Raw genomic sequence first — 21,869 nt, 5'->3', positions numbered from 1 at the left:
CGCTGTTACACGGCCGGGACGGGGACCTCCCCGTATCCGCCGGCCCGCCGTGAGGTGCGCCCGCCCACCTCACCTGGCGTCGGCCAGCGCGCGGGCGACCCCCTGCTCCTTCGGGCCCAGGAACCGCGGGCCGGGCCGGAACACCGCGTCCAGCACCGCCTTGCCGGCCGCGAACACCTCGCGGGTGCCGCCGTAGTACCAGGTGACGTCGTGCTTGGCGTCCACGCCGACGCCGTAGGACTCCACGCCCGCCGCGTCGCACAGGGCGACGGCCCGCCGGATGTGGAAGGCCTGGCTGACCAGGACCGCGCGGTCCACGCCGAAGATCTCCTTGGCGCGGACACAGGAGTCCCACGTGTCGAAGCCGGCGTAGTCGGTGACGATCCGGGCGCCGGGGACGCCGTGCCTCGTCAGGTACGCGCGCATCGCGTCCGGCTCGTCGTAGTCGTCACGGCTGTTGTCACCGGTGACCAGGACCACCTTGATCCGGCCCTCGCGGTACAGCTTCGCCGCCGCGTCCAGGCGGTGCGCCAGGTAGGGCGACGGCTCGCCGTCCCACAGCCCGGCGCCGAAGACGACGGCCACGTCGGTGCGTGGTGCGTCCGCCGTGGTGCGCAGCCGGCCGGCCGTCGCCACGTACAGCCAGGTCGCCGGCAGCAGCGCCAGCACGCACACGGTCACCACGGCCTGCACCAGCCGCCGCTGCCCCGCGCGCGTACGCGGCAGCCGCGGTCGTATCCGCCTCGATCGGCGCGTCGGACACATCGAAGGTCCCTCCCGGACAGCCCCGGCGGGGCCTCGACCAGGGAGGACGCCGCGCACGGCGCTCCGGTTCGCCGTCCGTGCACCGGTCCGGCAACAGCCCTCGCACCTGCTGCGCCGGATGCCTCACACCTGCCCGTCCCGGCCCGTGAAGCCCCGGAAAATACCCGTCACCGGCGTGCAACGGCGGCGCAACCTCCATCCGTGAGGATCCATGCATGACGGCGTCGAACCCCTCTCGTGACGAGTCCATCCACCGCCCCGGCGGGTTGCCGCCCCACGATGTCCGCCTCGACAGCACGGCGCACATCATGAACAGCATCGGCACCGAACTCGCCGGCCGGCTCAGCCTCGTCTCGCTCGACGGCAGGCGCCGGCCCGGGCCGCCCGCGCTCGTGCTCGTGGCGCACGGCAGCCGCGACCCGCGCGCGCTGAGCACCGTACGGGCCCTCATGGAGCGCGTCCGCGAGAGGCGCCCCGCTCTGCCCGTGCACCTCGGGCACATCGAACTCAACGAGCCGCTGCTCCCGGACACCCTCACCGGCCTCGGCGTCTGTGCCGCCGTGCTCGTGCCCCTGCTGCTCAGCCCCGGCCACCACGTCAAGCAGGACATCCCCGAGATGGCGGCGGCCGTAGCGGCACACACGCGTGTGGCCGCGCCGCTCGGTCCGCACCCGCTGCTCGTGGAGACCCTGTACGACCGGCTCGTCGAGGCCGGCTGGCCCGCCCGGCCGGACGCCGCCACCCGCCGGGCGGGCGCGGTCGTGCTGGCCGCCGCCGGCTCGCGCGACCCCGACTCGGCGGCCGGCACCCGCCGTACCGCCCGGCGCCTGGCCGACCGCCTCGGCGTGCCCGTCGTGCCCGCCTACGCCTCCGCCGCCACCCCCACCGTCCAGGACGCCCTGCGCGCCCTCGCGGCCCGCGGCCGGCACCGCGTCGCCGTCGCCTCCTGCTTCACCGCCCCCGGCCGCTTCGCCACCCAGTGCGCCGCGGCCGCCCCCTGGATCGCCTCCGCCCCGCTCGGCGCCCACCCGGCGATGGCCCGTCTGGTCCTGCACCGCTACGACCAGGCGCTCGCCGCGCCCGGCGCGGCCGGGGAGCCCGCGCTGGCATCGGCCTGACCACCGCGCCGGCGCACCCCGTCCCCGGCCGGAAACGGACGGTGACACCCCGATTGTCACCGCCTGCGCTTACTGTCGAGGCATGGAAGGGATCGCCCCCGGGGCAGCGGCGCAGCCGTACGAGAACCACCTCCCCCCTGTCGGCTACGACCCGGCGTCGGCCGAACGCTGGGCCGCCGAGCCGGACAAGCGCCCGGGCCGTACCGCCTTCCAGCGCGACCGCGCGCGTGTGCTGCACTCCTCGGCCCTGCGACGTCTGGCCGGCAAGACACAGGTGGTCACGCCGGACGAGCTCCCCCAAGGTCCCGGTCCCGCCCGGACAGGGGGGACCCCCGTCCAGGCCTGGGACGCGAGCCCGCGCACCCGGCTGACCCACTCCCTGGAGTGCGCGCAGGTCGGCCGGGAGCTGGGCGCCGCCCTAGGCTGCGACCCGGACCTCGTCGAAGCCGCCTGCCTCTCCCACGACCTTGGCCACCCGCCCTTCGGGCACAACGGCGAACAGGCTCTGAACGAGTTCGCGCGGGACTGCGGCGGCTTCGAGGGCAACGCCCAGTCGCTGCGCCTGCTGACCCGCATCGAGCCCAAGCGGTTCGTCCCCGACCCCGGGACGGACCAACTCGTCAGCGTCGGCCTCAACCTCACCCGCGCGGCCCTCGACGCCGCCACCAAGTACCCCTGGCCGCGCGGCGCCCACCCCACCGACCCGGCCTCCCGGAAGTTCGGTGTCTACGAGGACGACCGGCCCGTCTTCGACTGGGTCCGCAAGGACGCGCCCGGCATGCGCACATGCTTCGAGGCCCAGGTCATGGACTGGTCCGACGACGTGGCCTACTCGGTGCACGATGTGGAGGACGGCCTGCACGCCGGGCACATCGACCCCGGCTGCCTGCACGCCGGGCCGGAGCGGCAGGCGGTGTTCGCGGTCGCCGTCGGACGGTACGTCCCGGCCGGCACCGACCCCGAGGAGCTGGCCGAGGCCCTGGACCGCCTCCTGGACCAGGAGTGGTGGCCGCACGGCTACGACGGCTCGGCCGTCGCCCAGGCCCGCCTGAAGGACGCCACCAGCCAGCTCATCGGGCGCTTCTGCCTGGCCGCCGAGGGAGCCACGAGGCAGGCCTACGGCAGCGGCCGCCTCACCCGGTACGGCGCCGAGCTCGTCGTGCCCAGAAGCACCCGAATGGAGTGCGCGGTCCTCAAGGCCGTCGCCGACCGGTACGTCATGCAGCGCGCCGAGCAGGAGCGGCTGCGCGCGGACCAGCGGATCGTGGTCGCCGAACTCGCCGAGGCGCTCACCGCCCGCGCCCCCGACGGCCTCGACCCGCAGTTCCGCGCCCTGTTCGACGGGGCGGCCGGCGACCGCGCCCGCAAGCGCGTGATCGTCGACCAGATCGCCTCCCTCACCGACACCTCGGCCCGCTCGCTCCACGCGCGCCTGACGGGACGGGCAGGCAATCGAAGACGGTGAGGACGACAGTAGTAAGGACACTGACAGCGCGCTTACCGGCACGCGTGATACCGGTGGGACGCGGGTGACTCCAGAGGCCCTGACCAGACTCCCGAGGTGACCCTCCGTGGCCTGATCGGGCCACTCCCTCTTCCCGCATCACGCTCCGTGCGGGACGCTCGCATGTGGCGGCACCCTTACGAGGAGGCATCAAGTGGTCGACGCGGATCAGACATTCGTCATCGTCGGAGGAGGTCTGGCCGGCGCGAAGGCGGCCGAGACCCTCCGCGCGGAGGGCTTCAGCGGCCGCGTGATCCTCATCTGCGACGAGCGCGACCACCCCTACGAACGCCCGCCGCTGTCCAAGGGCTACCTCCTCGGCAAGGAGGAACGCGACAGCGTCTTCGTGCACGAGCCCGCCTGGTACGCGCAGAACGACATCGAGCTGCACCTCGGCCAGACCGTCGTCGCCATCGACCGCGCCGCGAAGACCGTCCACTACGGCGACGACGGCACCCACGTGCGCTATGACAAGCTGCTCCTGGCCACCGGCGCCGAACCGCGCCGTCTGGACATCCCCGGCACCGGCCTCGCGGGCGTCCACCACCTGCGCCGCCTCGCCCACGCCGAGCGACTCAAGGGCGTCCTGACCCACCTGGGCCGGGACAACGGCCATCTGGTGATCGCCGGCGCCGGCTGGATCGGCCTGGAGGTCGCGGCCGCGGCCCGCGAGTACGGCGCGGAGGTCACCGTCGTCGAGCCGTCCGACACCCCGCTGCACCACGTGCTCGGCCCCGAGCTCGGCCAGCTCTTCGCCGAGCTGCACCGCGCGCACGGCGTCCGCTTCCACTTCGGCGCCCGGCTGACCGAGATCGTCGGACAGGACGGCATGGTGCTGGCCGCCCGTACCGACGACGGCGAGGAGCACCCCTGCCACGACGTGCTCGCCGCGATCGGTGCCGCGCCGCGAGTTGCGCTCGCCGAGTCGGCGGGCCTGGAGCTCGCCGACCGCGCGCACGGCGGCGGCATCGCGGTGGACGAGCGGCTGCGCACCTCCGACCCGGACATCCACGCGGCCGGCGACGTGGCCTCCTTCCCGCACCGGCTGTTCGACACCCGGCTGCGGGTGGAGCACTGGGCCAACGCGCTCAACGGCGGCCCGGCGGCGGCCCGCGCGATGCTCGGCAAGGACGTCACCTACGACCGCGTGCCCTACTTCTTCTCCGACCAGTACGACCTGGGCATGGAGTACAGCGGGTGGGCGCCGCCCGGGTCGTACGACGAGGTGGTGATCCGCGGCGACGCCGGAAAGCGGGAGTTCATCGCCTTCTGGGTGAAGGAGGGCCGGGTGCTGGCCGGGATGAACGTCAACGTGTGGGACGTCACGGACCCCATCCAGCGGCTGATTCGCACGAAGGCACAAGTGGACACCGAGGCGCTGGCGGATCCGCACGTCCCGCTGGACACCCTGGGCTCGTAGCCGACGGCACCCGGTGCGTCCCCGGGCTGCGACTCCCGGGGGCGCCGCGTTCGACGGCCGCGGCGCGGCGGGCCGGCCCCCCCCGGCCGGTCGCCGGACGGCGAAGCCCGGGAGTGTCAGTTCTGCCCCGTAGAATTCACGCGTGGCAGGACGGATCAACGACGAGGACGTGAAGGCGGTACGGGACGCGGTCCCGATCGACGCCGTGGTGTCCGAGTACCTCCAGCTGCGCAACGCCGGCGGCGGCAACCTCAAGGGCCTGTGCCCGTTCCACGACGAGAAGTCGCCGTCCTTCCAGGTCAGTCCGGGCAAGGGGCTCTTCCACTGCTTCGGCTGCCAGGAGGGCGGCGACACCATCACGTTCGTGATGAAGATCGACCACCTCTCCTTCTCCGAGGCGGTCGAGCGCCTGGCCGCCCAGACCGGCATCACCCTGCGCTACGAGGAGGGCGGCTACAACCCCGCCCACCAGCGTGGCGAGCGCATCCGCCTGGTCGAGGCCCACAAGCTCGCGGCCGAGTGGTACACCGAGCAGCTCGCGACCGGCCCCGAGGCCGACACCGGCCGCGCCTTCCTCGCCGAGCGCGGCTTCGACCAGGCCGCCGCCCGGCACTTCGGCGTCGGCTACAGCCCCCAGGGGTGGGACCACCTCACCCGCTTCCTGCGCGGCAAGGGCTTCACCGACAAGGAGCTGCTCCTCTCGGGACTCTCCCAGGAGGGCCGCCGCGGCCCCATCGACCGTTTCCGCGGCCGCCTGATGTGGCCGATCCGCGACATCGGCGGCGAGGTGGTGGGCTTCGGCGCCCGCAAGCTGTACGAGGCCGACAACGGGCCCAAGTACCTGAACACCCCCGACACGGCGATCTACCGGAAGTCCCAGGTCCTCTACGGCATCGACCTGGCCAAGAAGGACATCGCGAAGGCGTCCCGCGCGGTCGTGGTCGAGGGCTACACGGACGTCATGGCCTGCCATCTGGCCGGCGTCACCACCGCGATCGCCACCTGTGGCACCGCCTTCGGCGGCGACCACATCAAGATCCTGCGCCGGCTGCTGATGGACAACGGCTCGGCCCGCGTGATCTTCACCTTCGACGGCGACGCGGCCGGTCAGAAGGCGGCGCTGCGCGCCTTCGAGGACGACCAGAAGTTCGCCGCCGAGACCTACATCGCGATCGCGCCGGACGGCATGGACCCCTGCGAGCTGCGCCTGGCCAAGGGCGACGAGGCGGTCGCCGACCTGGTGGAGCCGCGCACGCCGCTCTTCGAGTTCGCGCTGCGCCAGATCGTCGCCCGCTACGACCTGAACACCCCGGCCGGCCGCGCCGCCGCGCTGGACGAGGCGGCGCCGATCGTCGCCCGGATCAAGAACAGCGGCGCCCAGCACGAGGTCGCGGTCCAGCTGGCCGGGCTGCTCGGCATCCTCGACACCCAGTTCGTGGTCAAGCGGGTGGCCCAGCTGGCCCGCTGGGCACGCGAGCGCGGCGGCCGCGGCCCCGCGCCGGACCGCCGGGAGCGGGGGCCGCAGCAGCAGTACGCCGCCGCACGGCCCGCCACGCCCGGCGGCCCGGCGCTGAACCTTCGTAACCCGGTCTACGCCACCGAGCGCGAGCTGCTGAAGCTGGCGTTGCAGCGCCCGGAACTGGTCTCCCCGGCCTTCGACGCCTACGGCGTCGACGAGTTCACCGCCCCGCCGTACGCCGCCGTACGCCAGGCGGTCCTGGACGCGGGCGGCGTGGAGTACGGCGTGCAGGATCCGCAGGACTATCTGATTCGCGTCCGTGAGGCGGCTCCCGACGACCAGGTCCGCGCGATGGTGACGGAGCTGGCCGTCGAGCCGATCAAGCTGCACAGGGGGGCGAGGGAGGCCGACGAGGTCTACGCCGGCGCCCAACTGGTGACGGTCCGCCGCCGCGCCGTGGAGCGCCGGATCCAAGAGATCCAGGTCACCGTCAGGCGCCTGGAATCGGGCGGTGATCCGGCCCAGTTGGCTGCCGCGAAGAACGAGCTGTGGATCCTGCAGCAGTATGACCAGGCCCTGAAGGGGCACGGCGCGGCAGCGCTGTGAGGGGCCCTCTGCCTAGTCCCCGGTGGACTATCCGGGCGGGGTGATGCCCAAGTGCTCCATGATCGCGACCTGGCCCACCACCGGCGCGCGGAGCAGCTTGCCGTGTTCGGCCAGGGTACTGCTGTGCGCTTCGAGCACCTTGCTGTGATCCAGCCGGGTCTGGCGCAACGCCTCGTCGATATCGCGCCTGCCTTCCCCCGTCCCGAATCAGTTGGTCCCAGAGTCCCTGTCCGTCAATCCGGATGATGATGGTCAAACGACCTGAGTAACCGCCCGGTCACGGACCGGACGCAAAAAGTCATCGCACGCCCCTCGTGGCAGCGATGTGTCGTACTCCACACTGGGTCCGGTGCCTGAGTCCTCGGAGCGCGGCCGGTCCTTCCCCCACGGGTCCGACAACCCCGCGGTTCCGCTCATCGCGTACGGGACGGACAGCGGCGAGGCCGCCGACTCCGCCCCCCGAGAACCGCTGCCGCACAACTCAGCAGCGAACATCCTGGAGGTCGCCCCCGTGCAGACCCAGACCCTCGCCCAGACCGACAGCGCCACCGACCTCGGCCTCGCGGCCGTACCCCCGCAGGACCGGGTCGGGCACCACCCGGAGACGGAGACCCCGTCCGGACCGGAAGAGCCCCCGATCGCGGCGCTGCAGGCAGCCGAGGAGCCGGAACCGCCCGAGCCGCGCGCCCCCGCACGCACCGAGACCGGCGGCCCCTCCTCCGACCTGTTCCGCCAGTACCTGCGCGAGATCGGCCGCATCCCGCTGCTCACCGCCGCCGAGGAGGTCGAGCTCGCCCGGCGCGTCGAGGCCGGGCTGTTCGCCGAGGAGAAACTCGGCAGCACCCCGGACCTGGACAGTCAGCTCGCCCTCGACCTGGACCGGCTCGTCGTCATGGGGCGGATGGCCAAGCGCCGGCTCATCGAGGCCAACCTGCGGCTCGTGGTGTCCGTCGCCAAGCGGTACGTGGGCCGCGGGCTCACCATGCTCGACCTCGTGCAGGAGGGCAACCTCGGGCTGATCCGGGCCGTGGAGAAGTTCGACTACGCCCGCGGCTACAAGTTCTCCACCTATGCCACCTGGTGGATCCGTCAGGCCATGTCCCGGGCCCTGGCCGACCAGGCCCGCACCATCCGTGTGCCCGTCCACGTCGTGGAACTCATCAACCGGGTCGTGCGGGTGCAGCGCCGGATGCTGCAGGAGCGCGGCTACGAGCCGACCTCCGACGAGGTCGCCGCCCACCTCGAACTGCCCCCGGAGCGGGTCACCGAGGTGCTGCGGCTGGCCCAGGAACCCGTCTCCCTGCACGCCCCGGTCGGCGAGGAGGACGACGTCGCCCTCGGCGACCTCATCGAGGACGGCGACGCCGCCTCACCCGTGGAGTCCGCGGCCTTCCTGCTGCTGCGCGAGCACCTCGAGGCCGTGCTGTCGACGCTGGGGGAGCGGGAGCGGAAGGTGGTCCAGCTGCGGTACGGGCTGATGGACGGACGGCCGCGCACCCTGGAGGAAATAGGGCGCATCTTCGGCGTGACCCGCGAGCGGATCCGCCAGATCGAGTCCAAGACCCTCAACAAGCTCCGCGACCACGCCTTCGCCGACCAGCTGCGGGGCTACCTGGACTGACGAGGGGCCGCTCACCCCGGTTCGAACCCGAAGCGAGCGGCCCCCACGGGTCCGGGTGCGGCTCAGTCGACCTCCGCCACCGCCTGCGCGAACTGTGCCTTGTACAGCCGCGCGTAGGCCCCGTCGGCCGCCAGCAGCTCGTCGTGGGCGCCCTGTTCGACGATGGAGCCGTTCTCCATCACCAGGATCGTGTCCGCGTCCCGGATCGTGGAGAGCCGGTGGGCGATGACGAACGACGTCCTGCCGTGCTGGAGTTTGGCCATCGCCTTCTGGATCAGCACCTCCGTGCGGGTGTCCACCGAGCTGGTCGCCTCGTCCAGGACGAGGATCACCGGGTCGGACAGGAACGCCCGCGCGATGGTGACGAGCTGCTTCTCACCGGCGCTGACCCCGGAGCCCTCGTCGTCGATCACGGTGTCGTAGCCGTCGGGCAGGGTCCGGATGAACCGGTCGGCGTGCGCGGCCCGCGCCGCCTCCTCGATCTCCCCGCGCGTCACCTCGCGGGAGGCGCCGTAGGCGATGTTCTCCGCGATGGTGCCGCCGAACAGCCAGGTGTCCTGCAGCACCATGCCGATGGCGGACCGCAGTTCGTCGCGGGACATCTTCGCGATGTCGATGCCGTCGAGCCTGATGTGCCCGCCGGTGACGTCGTAGAACCGCATGAGCAGGTTGACCAGTGTGGTCTTGCCCGCGCCCGTCGGGCCGACGATCGCGACCGTGTGGCCGGGCTCGACCTTCAGCGACAGGTCCTCGATGAGCGGCTTCTGGGGGTCGTAGCGGAACGACACGTGTTCCAGCGCGACCCGCCCGCGCAGCTCCTCCGGCCGCACGCCCGGCACCGGATCCGCCTCCTGCTCCTCCGCGTCCAGGAGTTCGAAGATCCGCTCGGCCGAGGCGACGCCCGACTGCACCAGGTTCGCCATCGACGCCACCTGGGTCAGCGGCATCGAGAACTGCCGCGAGTACTGGATGAAGGCCTGCACGTCACCGATCGACAGCGCGCCGGACGCGACCCTGAGGCCACCGACGACGGCCACCAGCACGTAGTTGATGTTCGACACGAACATCATCAGCGGCTGCATCACGCCGCTGTTGAACTGCGCCTTGAACCCGGCCTCGTACAGCGCCTCGTTCTGCTCGGCGAACTGCTGCGCCGACTCCTGCTGCCGGCCGAACACCTTCACCAGGCTGTGCCCGGTGTACATCTCCTCGATGTGCGCGTTGAGCTTGCCGGTGGAGCGCCACTGCTGCACGAAGTGCGGCTGCGACCGCTTGCCCACGCGGGTGGCGACGAAGAACGACAACGGCACGGTCACCAGCGCCACCAGCGCCAGCAGCCAGGAGACCCAGAACATCATCACCAGCACGCCGATGATGGTCAGCACCGAGTTGATCAACTGGCCCATGGACTGCTGCAGCGTCTGCCCGATGTTGTCGATGTCGTTGGTCGCCCGGGAGAGCACCTCGCCGCGCTGACGCTTGTCGAAGTACGACAGCGGCAGCCGGGACAGCTTCGTCTGCACGTCCTCGCGCATCCGGAACATGGTCCGGTTGACCGACCGGTTCACCAGCCGCGTCGCCACCGCCATCAGCAGACCGGCGACCAGGAAAGTGCCCAGCGCGAACAGCAGGACGCCGCCGACCGCGCCGAAGTCGATGCCCTTTCCCGGAGTGAAGTCCGTGCCCTGCAGCATGTCGGCGATCGGGCCCTGGCCGCGCTGCCGCATCCCGGCCAGGATCTGGTCCTTGGTCGGCCCGGACGGCATCTGCCGTCCGACGATCCCGGCGAAGACCAGGTCGGTGGCCTTGCCGAGGATCTTCGGCCCGATCACGCTCAGCGTGACGCTCAGGACCACGCACACCAGCAGCGCGTAGATCGTGGCCCGTTCGGGCTTGAACCGGGCGATGAGCCGGCTGCCCGACTTCTTGAAGTCCATCGAGCGGTTCTCGGGACCGCCCCCGGCCATCATCCGCCCCATCGGCCCGGCCATCAGGCAGCCTCCGCTTCCGTCAGCTGGGAGAGCACGATCTCCCGGTAGGTCTCGTTGTCCGCCATCAGTTCGTGGTGGCGGCCGGTGCCGACGACCCGTCCCTCGTCCAGGACGACGATCCGGTCCGCGTCGCGGATGGTCGCCACCCGCTGGGCGACGATGACGACGGTCGCCTCGGCGGTCTCGCGCGCCAGCGCCGCGCGCAGGGCCGCGTCGGTGGCGTAGTCGAGCGCGGAGAAGGAGTCGTCGAAGAGGTAGATCTCCGGGCGCTGCACGAGGGTGCGGGCGATGGCCAGACGCTGGCGCTGACCGCCGGAGACGTTCGTGCCGCCCTGCGCGATCGGCGCGTTCAGCCCGCCCTCCAGCTTGCCGACGAAGTCCTTGGCCTGTGCCACCTCCAGCGCGTGCCACAGCTCCTCGTCGGTGGCGTCCGGGTTGCCGTAGCGCAGGTTGGTCGCCACCGTTCCGGCGAACAGGTACGGCTTCTGCGGCACCATGCCGACCGTCCGCGCCAGCAGCCCGGGGTCCACGGTCCGCACCTCCACCCCGTCGACGAGGACCTCCCCGTCGGTCGCGTCGAACAGCCGGGGCACCAGGCCCAGCAGGGTGGACTTGCCGCTGCCGGTGGAGCCGATGACGGCGGTGACCTCGCCCGGGCGGGCCACCAGGTCCACGGCCTTGAGCACCGGCTCCTCGGCTCCCGGGTAGCGGAAGCCGGCCTGCCGGAGCTCCAGATGGCCGTGGCGGCGCAGCTCCAGCACGGGCGCGGTCGGCGGTACGACGCTGGAGTCGGTGTCCAGGACCTCCTCGATGCGCTCGGCGCACACCTCCGCGCGCGGCACCATCATGAACATGAAGGTGGCCATCATCACGGACATCACGATCTGCATCAGATAGGCCAGGAAGGCGGTCAGGTCGCCGATCTGCATCCCCCCGCTGTCGATGCGGTGCGCGCCGAACCACACCACCGCGATGGACGACACGTTGACCACCGTCATCACCATCGGGAACATCAGCGCGAGCAGCCGGCCGGTGGCCAGCTGCATCTCGGTCAGATCGGTGTTGGCCCTGCGGAAGCGGTCCTTCTCGTACTCGTCGCGGACGAAGGCGCGGATGACGCGGTTGCCGGTGATCTGCTCGCGCAGCACCCGGTTCACCGTGTCCAGCCGCACCTGCATGGCCCGGAACAGCGGGCGCAGCCGGCGCACGATGAGGGTCACGCAGATGCCGAGCACCGGTACGACGGCGACCAGTACCCCCGACAGCGGCACGTCCAGGCCGAGGGCCAGGACCACACCGCCCACGCACATGATGGGCGCCGACACCATCAGGGTGAACGTCATCAGGGCCAGCATCTGGACCTGCTGCACGTCGTTGGTCGTACGCGTGATGAGGGAGGGCGCGCCGAAGTGGCCGAGCTCACGCGCCGAGAAGGACTGCACGCGGTCGAAGACGGCGGCCCGGACGTCCCTGCCGAGCGCCGCCGCGGTCCGGGCACCGAAGTACACGGCACCGATGTTGCACACGACCTGCGCCAGGGAGATGCCGATCATCACGGCGCCGAACGTCAGGATGTAGCCGGTGTCACCCTTCACGACACCGTTGTCGATGATGTGGGCGTTCAACGTGGGCAGGTAGAGGGTGGCGCAGGTCTGCAGGAACTGCAGCAGCACCAGGAGGGCGATGGGTTTCTTGTAGGGCCTGAGATAGGTCCGCAGAAGTCGTATGAGCACGCTGGTCTCTCGGAGTCGGCGGTGGGGGCGGTCGCTGTCCCCTGGCCCCTATCGTCGAACACTCCACCCGTGTTACCTCAACTGATTAATCCAATAGCGGTCCACCGACCGACGTACCGTCAGCCGATGGACCTAAGCCGTTGGGGTCGTTACGGGCGAAACGCCCCGGGATGGGCCTGTTCGCGCACCGACACGTACTGCTGGCGCACCGCCTGGCCCACCGCCAGTTCCTCGCCGGGCTCCAGGACCTGGGCGGCCGCGCCCTGCCAGGCCGGCGGGGTGCGCGGGTCGAGGGCGCCCTGGGAGACGCCGAGCGCCCAGGCGGCCTGCCGGGCGGCGCCGATCGCGGCGTAGTCCGCGGGCTGCGGCACGACGACCTGCGCCCCGAACAGCGAGGGCGCCGCGGCCTGGACGGCGGGCAGTTCGGCGGCCTGCCCGAGCAGGAAGACGCGCCGCACGTCCACGCCCCGGCCGCGCAGCACGTCGAGCGCGTCCGCGAGCCCGCACAGCATGCCCTCGAACGCGGCCCGCGCCAGATGCTCCGGCTTCATCGACTCGCGCCGCAGGCCCGCCAGCGTCCCGGCGGTGTGCGGCAGGTTCGGGGTCCGCTCGCCCTCCAGATACGGCAGGAGAACGAGGCCGTGGGCCCCCGGCGTCGACTTCATCGCCAGGCCGGACAGGCTCTCCAGGTCCGGCAGGCCCAGCAGTTCGGCGGCGCCGCGCAGCGCCCGCACGGCGTTCAGGGTGGTGACGACCGGCAGATGCATCCCGGTGGCGTCGGCGAGCGAGGTGATCATTCCCGTCTGGTCGACGAGCGCCTCGGGGTGGACGGCCATCACCGAGCCGGAGGCGCCCAGCGACACCACCGCGTCGCCCAGTCCCAGCCCGAGTCCGAAGGCGGCGGCCATGGTCTCCCCGGTACCGGCCGAGATCAGCAGCCCCTCCGGGGTCGTACCGGCCGCCTCGGCGGGTCCGATCACCTCGGGGAGCACGGCCTGGTGGCCGAGCGCCAGCTCGACCAGGTCGGGCCGGTAGGCGCCGGTGGCCGCGGACCAGTACCCGGTGCCGGAGGCGCCGCCGCGATCGGTCGTCCTGCGCACCGGCCGTCCGAGCAGCTGCCACACCAGCCAGTCGTGCGCCTGCAGCAGAACGGTGGTGCGGCGGGCGGCGTCGGGCTCGTTCTTGGCGAGCCAGCGCAGCTTGGTCACCGGCTGGGCGGCCTGCGGTACGGAGCCGACCGCCTGCGCCCAGGCCTCGCGGCCGCCGAGCGCGTCGATCAGGTCGGCCGCGGCGACCTGGGCCCGCCGGTCGCCGCCGACCAGCGCGGGCCGCACGGTGGCGCCCTGGCCGTCCAGCGGGATCAGCGCGTTCTGCTGCGCGGAGACACCGATGGCCTGCACGCCCTCCAGGAGCCCGCCGCCCGCGGCCTCCCCGAGAGACAGCAGCCAGGCCTGCGGGTCGACGTCGGACGGGCGTCCGCCTCCGCCGAGCTCTCGGCTTCGCTCGAGCAGGGAGGCACCCCCACCGGGGCTCTCCACCGGATGCGGCGCATACCCCTGCCTGAGCACGGCTCCAGTGTCCGTGTCGCAGACCACGATGCGAGTGAAATCGGGCGAGCTGTCCAACCCGGCGACTATCCCCATGACGAAAATTCTGCCGTACGACGGGGGGTGGCCGCGCCTGGTAGCCGTCCGGCCGTCGGTACCCGGAGGTGGCGCCCCCGGAATCCCGACGGCCTGCCGGACCAGGTGGGGCCCCTGGTGCTGCGCTAGGTGTTGCTCGTGCCCCAGTCGTCCGCGCCGCTGCCGTTGGCACCGTGGCCGCGCAGGGAGCGCACGCGCTGGGCCACCGAGTCGGGGACGTGGTCGCCCACCTTTTCGCTGACCGCGTGATAGGCCTTGCCCGCGAACTCGCGGCCCTGCTGGGCCGCCGTCTCGGCGGTGTTGCGCACCGCGGGGTTCTGCGCGACCTGGCGCGCGGACTTCCTCAGCTGTTCGTAGCGTTCACGTCCGGCCTTCGTGCCCAGCACGTAACCCAGAGCGAGCCCTGCGATGAACGCGAGCCGGTAACGCATGGTGGCCACCTTCCTTGCCTCGAGGTCGGAGCCGGGGAGTACCGATTGGCGGAGCACCCCCCTGCTTGCGCTAATGTATGTGTCGCAGCGAGCGCGCGCCCCCTGGCGAATACCCAGGTAGGTACGTTCGATGCAACGAGGCATTCCTCCGTAGCTCAATTGGCAGAGCAGCCGGCTGTTAACCGGCAGGTTACTGGTTCGAGTCCAGTCGGGGGAGCTCGGTCCTCCGTAGCTCAATTGGCAGAGCAGCCGGCTGTTAACCGGCAGGTTACTGGTTCGAGTCCAGTCGGGGGAGCACGCTGAACGAGGACCCTGCGGGGTCCTTTTTCATGTCCGGTTCGATGTCCTGGGGAACCGCCGCGGCCGCGGCGAAGTCCTCAAGGTCAGGCAGGGCCGCGGGAAGCCGACCATGGCGAAGCAGGAGATCGTATGAGCGGCTATGCTGCGGCAGACGGCGCGCACACATGTACGCGACGCGCCGCAACGGGGCGGTAGCTCAGCCGGTTAGAGCAGCGGACTCATAATCCGTCGGCCGTGGGTTCGAGTCCCACCCGCCCCACCAGGCGCTACACGCGCAGAAGCGTTTCTACCTGCGTAAACGTGAGAACGGGGGGCACCACTCCAGGGTGGCGACCCCCGTTCATTCGTTCAGACCAAGATCCAGTGGACGCACAGTGGACGCGGGGACGATCCAGGGGACAGAAGCGCCCTCACGCCGCCTTCCGACGCCCGGTCGGAGCCCGGCGCCCCGGGCGGGACGCCGCCGGCGACAGGCCGGTCGGTAGGGCCCAAGCTTCGACGGTCGGGGACTCGGAGCGGGCGACCGTGAAACGCGTGAGCGAGAAGTCGGCTCGCTGCTCCTCGGGGTAGCGGTCGTTGAAGTTCTCGACACGCACCAGCTCCAGGTCGCTCGCGGAGCAGTGATCACGTACCCACTTCACCGCTGCATTGGCGGCGTCGTCTTGGCCCCGGCCGGTCAGGGCGATCATCCCGAGGAGCTCGGAGTCCGGTTGGGTCTGCGCTCCGACGGCCCAGGTGTCACCTGACTGCCTGGCGCCGTGCGCGAAGAAGACGGCGATGTCGTTCTGCCAGGCTGCCTCGGGGATCGTCAGCGGGGTGCGTACCCGGAAGGGGACGTCGCGGGGGACCACGGCCATGACCGACTCTGCCTCGGCCCGCAGCATCTCGGGCAGCACGCTGGTGTACGTGTCGGAGGTGATCTGGCGCGAGGAGTGCCCCAGCTTCTCCTGGACGACCTTGATGTCGTGCCCGGCGAGCAGGGACAGGGTGGCGGCGAGGTGGCGCAGGTCGTGGAGGCGGACCGGCGGTAGGCCGGACAGCTCGACCAGGCGGGCGAAGCGTCGGGATATCCAGTCGGGGTGCAGCGCCTCGCCGTTCTCGTGCGTCCACACCCGGCCGCTCTCGATGTAGGCGTCTCCCCACTCCTGGCGCTGCTTCTCCTGTTTCGCGCGAAAGGCGGCGAGGTTGTCTCCGGACTCCAGGCTCAGGGACAGGGTGCGAACGCTGTCGGCCTTTGGCGCTTCTCCGTAGAGCTCGTACGCCACCTCGACGATCTGCTGGGAGATCCGTAGCCACAGGGCATCGAGGCTGACCTCCGTCCAGGGCAGTGCGGCCATCTCGCCGCGGCGGGGGCCGAGGAAGATGAAGCTGTGCCACAGCTCGTAGAGCCAGTCGTCCTTGACGAAGTCGAGGAATTGGCCGGTCAGCTCCGGTGTCCAGACCATGACGGGGCCGGGCTTCTCGCCGGTGCGCTTCCAGTGCTCGATGCGCTCTGGAGTCCAGACGAGCGGCTTGGGCCGAGTGACTGGGGGCAGCTCCACGAGCTGGGCCCAGTTCCTCTGGAAGAGCTGTTCGCGCTTGATGCCCCAGGACAGTGCCGAGCTGAGGGTGTCGTTGATGCGGTGCATGGTGGCTGCGGAGGTGACCTTCCGCAGCCCCTTCTTGCCCTCGCGCAGTTCTGCGTTGGCGTCGAGAAATGCCCGGCGCGCGGCGCGGCGCTCCTCCTTCTTGGCGTAGCCCGCCGTCTTCACCCAGGCCCGGTGCGCGGCGTCGCGCTTCTTCTGGAGCTCGTCGACATGCAGCCGGTGGAGGATCCGCTGGGCGTTCTCTTTCTCGATCGCGTCGTACATCTTGTCGAGGTGCCGAACCTTGAGGTCACGGCACTTGATGTGCCCGAGGTGCGGGAGGAGGTAGTTGTTGATGTGCTCCTCGTAGCCGTGGCGGGTCGTACGGGCCAGGGACTTCTTCGCCTTGATCCACCGGAGGAAGAAGTCGCCGCACTTCTCATCGGACAGCACGTCGCCGCCGGCCATGGCGGCGTCGTAGATCTCCCTGGCCTTCTTCTTGGCGTCTTCCAACTTGGCGAAGCCGCCGCGGCGTACCCGCTGGCGGGTGCCGCCCTCGGCTGGTTCGAGCTCGAAGTAGAAGTTCCAGGTGCCGTGCCCCTTGCCTAGCTTGGGGCACGTCGTGCCGATGGAGCCGATCTTGGGGTTGCCGTCGGCGTCGAGGACGGGGTTGCCCTTCTTGTCCTTGAGTGGTCCCTTGCACTGGCACCGCCTGTAGTAGCTCGGCTCGAACATCCGACACTGCTCCCTGTTGACTGTCGCTTGGATCACAGCCAGCCGTTGGTGTGCGTACGTGTCCGTACGTGTCTGGCGTGCTCTCTCTCGATCTTGCTGGGGGTGTCGGACAGCGTTGTAAAGTTGCTGACAAGTTGGCGCGGGGGAGATTGCGACCAACGAGATGACTGCTCAGGAAGCGGGCGGACAGGCTTCGGCCGGAGCGATGGGTCTGGAGGAGCTGCTGGCTCTTCCGGCCACGGTCAACGTGACAACTGCCGGGCGTGCTCTGGGAATTGGCCGAGACAAGGCGTACGAGCTGATCCGCAATGGGAAGTTCCCTGTACGGACGCTCCCGCTAGGCGGCACAGTCCGGGTGCCAACGGTGGAGCTGTGGAAGGTCCTCGGCATCGAGCAGGGCCGGGACGTGGGGGTGAGTACGTGATCGAGGGAGGCGGCGCGTGATCTTGGGGTGTTTGTTGGGTTTCCAACAATGTGACCTATCTTCGGTAAACTAGTTCCCTAAAGGGGGTCGGTAGGAGGGGCGAGGAGATGCCGAGGCTGTACGGCTTTGAGGACATGGCGTACCGGCGGGTGCGCGAGAGCGAGGCGGAGGGCATTCGTGCTGCCGCCTCGCGGCGGTTGCTCCAGCAGCCCTATCCCGCCATCACGGAGTGGATGAACGCCGAGGGGTACCGCACGACGCGCGGTGGCCTGTGGAAGCCAGACGTCCTGGCAAACGTGCTCGACCACCCGGCCATCGCCGGCCTGGAGGAAGACGAGAAGGGCAACCTCGTCGAAACGGGCGGCCCCGCGGTCATCCCTCGGGAGGAATTCGAGGCCATCCGTGCCATGCGCCCCGTCCATGACCCCGACAAACAACGGGCCCCGCAGCGCGAGTACCTGATCCCTGGCCTGATGGGTGCCTGCGGGCTGTGCGCGTGTCCGCTGGGCTCCTCTCCCTCGAACCGCGGCAGCCGCGGCTACCGGTGTGCGCCCAGCACAGCGCAGCATCCGGGCGGGTGTGGCAAGGTCCGCATCAATGCTGACCTGCTGGAGACGTACGTCGCTGAGCACCTGCTGGCAGAGTTGGCCAAGCCGGAGGTCAGCGCGCTGATTGGGCAGGCGCGAGATGAGCTGCTGGCCCAGGCTGCCCTCCTGCGTAAGGAGGCGGCAGCCGCGCGCCGTCGACAGAAGAAGCTGGGAGAGGACTACGCGCGCTCGCCGGACATGTCGCTCAAGGCGTTTAGGACGGCCGACAAAGAGCTCGCGCACCTGATCCGCGAGAGTGAGACGAAGGCTCGCTTCTTGGAGCAGGCCAAGCACGTGCCGGTGGGCGACATCCCGGATCTCGTGCGCTGGTGGAAGCACGCGCCGATGAAGGCGAAGAAGGGCGCCCTGGTTCTCATGCTCGAGAAGGTGGCCGTGTACCCGGCCGCGTCTAGGGGCTCTCGCACCGTGGACGCGGACCGGGTGGCACTGCATTGGCGCCAGTGGGGCGCGGGGGCTGAGGAGAAGTCCGCCTAGACCGCGCTGCCAGCACCTCTGGGGCTGATGTTGTAGCCGATGGTGGCCAACGCGAGACCGGTGGCCACACAGATGATGGAGAGCCCCGCCAACGCGGGGCTGACGGCGTTCTCGACGGACAGCGGCCAGGCGTGCCCGTTCCGTTCAGCAATGATGTACGCGCTCCGGCTGAGTGCATGTGCGACGCCGAAGATGCCCCCGGCGGCAGCGATGGACAGTCCGGTTGCGGCTGCGCGTCGTTGCTGCCAGGCCGCAACGGCCAGCCCAGTAGAGAAGGCGCCGATTTCCAGCCCAGCAACGGCTGTGAAGCCGAGGTAGGTGAGCAGGTACAGCCGGACATCGGCGCTACGCGCGTAGGCCGTGGACAGCCCCGTGTGCGCGGTGTCGGTCATATGGAACTCCCAGATCATCGCCGCGACAACACAGCACACGGCGAAGATGCGCACCGCGACTCCCGTCTGTACGTGGCTTCTTGAGTGCGTCCAGTCCACGATCATGACTTGGAGGCATGCCCAGAAGATCACCGCGGCGAGGTCCGAGGCGAGGGACGAGACCTCGTTGAAGTCCATGAGTCGGTCAACGGCTTCGGCGACTGTGGGGATCGCCAGGAGCGAGCCGAAGAAGCAGGCTACAAACGCCGACACCCGGGCTCTATGGGCAATGCGGTAGGCCGCTTGATTGCGACGCTTACGGGTGTAGTGCAGGCGTATCGCCGCGCTAACGGCTGTGACAAGGGCACAGACGCCGTAGATGAGGCCGTCCAAGAGGTTCAACGTCCTTCCAGATCATCCGCTGCCCTCTCAGCGGCTTCGTGCAGGCTCAGCCGGCGGCGTGGTCGGCCCTCGCGGGGCTGGTCGACGCCGGGGGGAGGTGGGGGGATCGTGGGGACCTCTTCGGGTAGTCCCCTGCGACCGCGGATCTCCCGGAGCTTCGAACTGATTTCAAGAATGTCCTGCACTTCAAGTCCCTGCATTAAACGCAGGACTTCGCGGGCTTCTGGGCGCTCCCGGTACACGGACAGGGCTGCGAGGTCGTCCCACTCTCGTCCTGGGAGCAAGAACGCGGCCGGGGCGTCGAGTGCCTGAGCAAGCGCGGTGATCGTAGACGACCTGGGGTTGCTACTGGTGCCGTTCATCAGGCTGTTGACAGTGCCGTGCGACAGCAGGGGCTTGCGCTGGCCCACCGGGGTCGTCGCATCTGAGACGTCCCGGGCGCTGGGAGTAAACCCGTCCAGATCGCGGCGCAGGCGCAGCAGGACGAGCAACTTCGAGGCCAGGCTCATGTGTTGACGCCGGTCGGTGGTGTCTGCCATGTCCGCCTTCTCTGGCCGTGTCGTATGCTCGCCGCAGGTGACTGGCCGGTAACAATCATCCCTGCCTCTACGATACATCGCAGCTCGGAGGGGTTATAGGGTTTGTTGGACAGTTTCCTCGGGGGAGCCGGCGGGTGAACTGCGGGCGTCACGTGCTCCGTTACCTGCCTCTCGGTGGGCTGTCGAGGAAGTCGCATCTGGGCGGGCGAAGGCGGCGCGCTTGCCGTTCACGGGAGGAATCGCATGTCCGAAATCGACGAGCGGCGGATCGCTGAGTTGACCAAGCAGCCCCCGTGTTTGCTTCGGGGCGGAGCGGGCGTCGCGGCCCGCCAGGAAGCCCGAAAGCTGCTGGAGTGGCAGGCCGGTATACGCGGCAGGGAACCAGACGACGGCCTGCAGGGGGAAGGGTGCTGTTGAGTCGCAGGGTGACGGCGTGCCCAGGTTCAAGCGAGATAGGTGACATTCTTGAACGCCTGCTGTACGTTCTGATGTGCCGGGCGGGTGCAGCAGCCGCAGGAGTCCCGCACGGCAGCGTCGCGTGAGCGACGTCCTTCCCTGCTCCTCGCCGGGTGGCCGACCCCCCCGCGCCCCACCCGGCGAGGAGTCGGCCGTCCGGTGCGGCCGTCGGGGTGCGTGACGGGAGCCAGCCCGCCGTGACCGCTTGGTCATGGCGGGCTCTCTCGTGTCCGCACCCAGAAAGGGGAATTGGAAATGCAGAGAATTCCCCTTCCTGAATTCCCTTGAATTAAAAGAGTTCCGAACTTGATTTGGCGGTATTCGCCATTAAGATATAAGTGTAAGAACAAAGGGAAACGCTCCAACGGAATTCATGGAAGGCGCGGGAAAATGGCTGACAACAAGGTCGATTTCATCAACATCAAGGTGAGCGAGATTGCACCCAACCCGGAGCAGCCGAGGAAGTTCTTCTCGGAGGAGGCGCAGGAGGAACTGACCAACAGCATCAAGGAGAACGGCCTCCTCCAGCCGGTCGTCATCCGGCCGGTCGAGGGCGCCAAGGTCCCCTACATGCTGATCGCGGGCGAGCGGCGCTGGCGGTCCTGCCAGGCGGCCGGCCTGGAGGTCATCCCGGCGAAGGTCGTCGAGGGTGCCACGGAGGAAGAGGCGTACGTCCTCAGCATCGCTGAGAACGTCAACCGTGCGGACATGACGATCATGGAGGAGGCCGGTGCGTACGCCGACCTCAAGGCCGCCGGATGGACCCCGGCGAAGATCGCCAAGCAGTTCGGCAAGACGGAGACGCACATCACCTGGCGGCTGGGACTGCTCACCCTGCGCCCCGAGGTGGCCGAGATGGTCGATCAGGGTCAGATCAAGAACAACCTCGCCTGGCACATCGCTCAGCTCAACCCGGCGAACCAGATGGTGGCGGCCATGCGGTACGTGCGCGGTGACTTCGACAGCGAGGCCGAGGCGCAGCACTTCGCCAACGGCCTCAAGATGATGGAGCAGCAGACCTCCCTCACCAACGAGAAGGCGCCGACGGCCGAGGAGCAGGAGAAGCAGAAGAAGGCCAAGGCCAAGGCGAAAGACGGGCTCGGCAAGGCCGAGGAGGTCCTGATCCCGCTGCTGGAGGAGTTGGCCGAGAAGAAGCCGGAGGACCTGGCCGTCATCCTCGGTGACGACCTCGCCCGTCACCTGCGGGTCGTCGGCCGCCTGTACGCCAAGGTGCAGATGGTGCGGAACCTGCTGAGCAAGGCGCAGGGCATCCAGCGGGCCATGGCCGAGGACTTCAACAAGGCGGCCGTGGAGGTCCAGCAGGAGGCGGCGGCTGCGAAGAAGACCGAGGCGGCGGCCAAGACTGAGGCGAGGACGGCAGACAAGCCGCAGTCCACGGCGAAGAAGGCGGCGGCCAAGCCCGCCCCGAAGCCCGCGGCGCGCACGGCCACAGGCACCCAGGCCCCGGCGCGCCGGACGCCCGCGAAGAAGGCTGAAGCGGCAGCGAAGTAGAACGGAGGGGCGCGCGGTCGCGCCCCTTCTCTCCTGCGCATTTGGACGAGCGGGCGGGGCCGGAATTCCCGGCCCCGCCCGTTTCCGATCGAATTCCTCTCGGAATTCCAACCCGTTTCGGCCCGGGCCGGGTGCGCAGGGGGACTCTCCCTGCGCGCCCGGTGCTGCTCAGGCCCCCGAAGGTCCGAGTGG

Annotated in this window: 17 protein-coding genes and 3 tRNA genes; 11 read left to right on the top strand and 9 right to left on the bottom strand. The window is 70.0% G+C overall.

All coding sequences use genetic code 11. The annotated features are described in order from the left end of the window. Positions 1-69: 69 nt before the first annotated feature. On the bottom strand, positions 70-765 hold the full coding sequence (locus ACH4UM_RS06945; RefSeq protein WP_398174694.1) for a vancomycin high temperature exclusion protein: 696 nt from the start codon (positions 763-765) through the stop codon (positions 70-72). Between the two features lie 215 nt (positions 766-980). Here ACH4UM_RS06945 and ACH4UM_RS06940 point away from each other — a divergent pair, with 215 nt between their 5' ends. The 4 genes from ACH4UM_RS06940 to dnaG all read left to right on the top strand — a co-directional run bounded on the left by ACH4UM_RS06940 (position 981) and on the right by dnaG (position 6,872). Next, entirely contained in the window at positions 981-1,883 is a 903-nt protein-coding gene (locus ACH4UM_RS06940; RefSeq protein ID WP_398174691.1) for a sirohydrochlorin chelatase, read from the top strand. 82 nt (positions 1,884-1,965) lie between these two features. Further along, complete coding sequence (locus ACH4UM_RS06935; RefSeq protein ID WP_398174688.1) at positions 1,966-3,348, top strand: deoxyguanosinetriphosphate triphosphohydrolase; 1,383 nt, start codon at positions 1,966-1,968, stop codon at positions 3,346-3,348. 193 nt (positions 3,349-3,541) lie between these two features. Further along, complete coding sequence (locus tag ACH4UM_RS06930) at positions 3,542-4,807, top strand: NAD(P)/FAD-dependent oxidoreductase (protein WP_398174685.1); 1,266 nt, start codon at positions 3,542-3,544, stop codon at positions 4,805-4,807. A 142-nt stretch (positions 4,808-4,949) separates the two neighbouring features. Further along, entirely contained in the window at positions 4,950-6,872 is a 1,923-nt protein-coding gene (dnaG, locus tag ACH4UM_RS06925) for a DNA primase (protein WP_398174682.1), read from the top strand. 27 nt (positions 6,873-6,899) lie between these two features. Here dnaG and ACH4UM_RS06920 read toward each other — a convergent pair whose 3' ends face one another. Then, entirely contained in the window at positions 6,900-7,040 is a 141-nt protein-coding gene (locus tag ACH4UM_RS06920; protein ID WP_398174680.1) for a hypothetical protein, read from the bottom strand. 181 nt (positions 7,041-7,221) lie between these two features. Between ACH4UM_RS06920 and ACH4UM_RS06915 the strand changes: the two genes are divergently transcribed. After that, positions 7,222-8,493: an RNA polymerase sigma factor gene (locus ACH4UM_RS06915; protein ID WP_398174677.1), complete on the top strand. Its 1,272-nt coding sequence runs from the start codon at positions 7,222-7,224 to the stop codon at positions 8,491-8,493. Between the two features lie 62 nt (positions 8,494-8,555). Here ACH4UM_RS06915 and ACH4UM_RS06910 read toward each other — a convergent pair whose 3' ends face one another. From ACH4UM_RS06910 to ACH4UM_RS06895, 4 genes are all read right to left on the bottom strand, one after another. Then, positions 8,556-10,484, bottom strand: a complete 1,929-nt coding sequence (locus ACH4UM_RS06910) for an ABC transporter ATP-binding protein (protein ID WP_398174674.1) — start codon at positions 10,482-10,484, stop codon at positions 8,556-8,558. Further along, the gene (locus ACH4UM_RS06905; protein ID WP_398174671.1) at positions 10,484-12,217 is read right to left on the bottom strand and encodes an ABC transporter ATP-binding protein; all 1,734 of its coding nucleotides are present in this window, start codon (positions 12,215-12,217) and stop codon (positions 10,484-10,486) included. Before ACH4UM_RS06905 ends, ACH4UM_RS06910 begins: the two co-directional genes overlap by 1 nt. A gap of 149 nt (positions 12,218-12,366) precedes the next feature. Further along, positions 12,367-13,860, bottom strand: coding sequence for an FGGY-family carbohydrate kinase (locus ACH4UM_RS06900; RefSeq protein ID WP_398174668.1), 1,494 nt, complete (start codon positions 13,858-13,860; stop codon positions 12,367-12,369). A 125-nt stretch (positions 13,861-13,985) separates the two neighbouring features. Further along, positions 13,986-14,291 (bottom strand): YtxH domain-containing protein, encoded by a 306-nt coding sequence (locus ACH4UM_RS06895; protein WP_398174666.1) that lies wholly within the window; start codon positions 14,289-14,291, stop codon positions 13,986-13,988. 144 nt (positions 14,292-14,435) lie between these two features. Between ACH4UM_RS06895 and ACH4UM_RS06890 the strand changes: the two genes are divergently transcribed. The 3 genes from ACH4UM_RS06890 (at position 14,436) to ACH4UM_RS06880 (ending at position 14,853) form a co-directional block, all read left to right on the top strand. Next, a tRNA-Asn gene (locus ACH4UM_RS06890) sits at positions 14,436-14,508 on the top strand. A 5-nt stretch (positions 14,509-14,513) separates the two neighbouring features. Next, positions 14,514-14,586: transfer RNA gene (locus ACH4UM_RS06885), tRNA-Asn, on the top strand. Positions 14,587-14,776: 190 nt separating this feature from the next. Beyond that, a tRNA-Ile gene (locus tag ACH4UM_RS06880) sits at positions 14,777-14,853 on the top strand. Between the two features lie 148 nt (positions 14,854-15,001). Here the strand turns inward: ACH4UM_RS06880 and ACH4UM_RS06875 are convergent. Beyond that, entirely contained in the window at positions 15,002-16,891 is a 1,890-nt protein-coding gene (locus ACH4UM_RS06875; protein WP_398174663.1) for a tyrosine-type recombinase/integrase, read from the bottom strand. A gap of 163 nt (positions 16,892-17,054) precedes the next feature. Between ACH4UM_RS06875 and ACH4UM_RS06870 the strand changes: the two genes are divergently transcribed. Beyond that, positions 17,055-17,315 (top strand): DNA-binding protein, encoded by a 261-nt coding sequence (locus ACH4UM_RS06870; RefSeq protein ID WP_398174660.1) that lies wholly within the window; start codon positions 17,055-17,057, stop codon positions 17,313-17,315. A gap of 107 nt (positions 17,316-17,422) precedes the next feature. Next, complete coding sequence (locus ACH4UM_RS06865) at positions 17,423-18,397, top strand: recombinase family protein (protein ID WP_398174657.1); 975 nt, start codon at positions 17,423-17,425, stop codon at positions 18,395-18,397. Here ACH4UM_RS06865 and ACH4UM_RS06860 read toward each other — a convergent pair. Further along, positions 18,394-19,161: a hypothetical protein gene (locus ACH4UM_RS06860; protein ID WP_398174654.1), complete on the bottom strand. Its 768-nt coding sequence runs from the start codon at positions 19,159-19,161 to the stop codon at positions 18,394-18,396. The genes ACH4UM_RS06865 and ACH4UM_RS06860 overlap by 4 nt on opposite strands. Before the next feature lie 5 nt (positions 19,162-19,166). Then, positions 19,167-19,709, bottom strand: coding sequence for a hypothetical protein (locus tag ACH4UM_RS06855; protein ID WP_398174651.1), 543 nt, complete (start codon positions 19,707-19,709; stop codon positions 19,167-19,169). 846 nt (positions 19,710-20,555) lie between these two features. Here ACH4UM_RS06855 and ACH4UM_RS06850 point away from each other — a divergent pair. Then, entirely contained in the window at positions 20,556-21,677 is a 1,122-nt protein-coding gene (locus ACH4UM_RS06850) for a ParB/RepB/Spo0J family partition protein (protein WP_398174648.1), read from the top strand. The last annotated feature ends 192 nt before the right edge of the window (positions 21,678-21,869 follow it).

The organism is Streptomyces sp. NPDC020801 (genome assembly GCF_044334385.1).
GTDB lineage: Bacteria > Actinomycetota > Actinomycetes > Streptomycetales > Streptomycetaceae > Streptomyces.
The sequence above is the reverse complement of the archived record's forward strand: the minus strand, read 5'-3'. Positions and strand labels throughout refer to the sequence as shown.

Bases quoted from the DNA above. Each gene is read 5' to 3' on its own strand.
- ACH4UM_RS06855 (WP_398174651.1), bottom strand. From the start codon at position 19,709: ATGGCAGACACCACCGACCGGCGTCAACACATGAGCCTGGCCTCGAAG.
- ACH4UM_RS06940 (WP_398174691.1), top strand. From the start codon at position 981: ATGACGGCGTCGAACCCCTCTCGTGACGAGTCCATCCACCGCCCCGGC.
- ACH4UM_RS06865 (WP_398174657.1), top strand. From the start codon at position 17,423: ATGCCGAGGCTGTACGGCTTTGAGGACATGGCGTACCGGCGGGTGCGC.
- ACH4UM_RS06895 (WP_398174666.1), bottom strand. From the start codon at position 14,291: ATGCGTTACCGGCTCGCGTTCATCGCAGGGCTCGCTCTGGGTTACGTG.
- ACH4UM_RS06910 (WP_398174674.1), bottom strand. From the start codon at position 10,484: ATGGCCGGGCCGATGGGGCGGATGATGGCCGGGGGCGGTCCCGAGAAC.
- ACH4UM_RS06875 (WP_398174663.1), bottom strand. From the start codon at position 16,891: ATGTTCGAGCCGAGCTACTACAGGCGGTGCCAGTGCAAGGGACCACTC.
- ACH4UM_RS06870 (WP_398174660.1), top strand. From the start codon at position 17,055: ATGACTGCTCAGGAAGCGGGCGGACAGGCTTCGGCCGGAGCGATGGGT.
- ACH4UM_RS06850 (WP_398174648.1), top strand. From the start codon at position 20,556: ATGGCTGACAACAAGGTCGATTTCATCAACATCAAGGTGAGCGAGATT.
- ACH4UM_RS06935 (WP_398174688.1), top strand. From the start codon at position 1,966: ATGGAAGGGATCGCCCCCGGGGCAGCGGCGCAGCCGTACGAGAACCAC.
- ACH4UM_RS06900 (WP_398174668.1), bottom strand. From the start codon at position 13,860: ATGGGGATAGTCGCCGGGTTGGACAGCTCGCCCGATTTCACTCGCATC.
- ACH4UM_RS06945 (WP_398174694.1), bottom strand. From the start codon at position 765: ATGTGTCCGACGCGCCGATCGAGGCGGATACGACCGCGGCTGCCGCGT.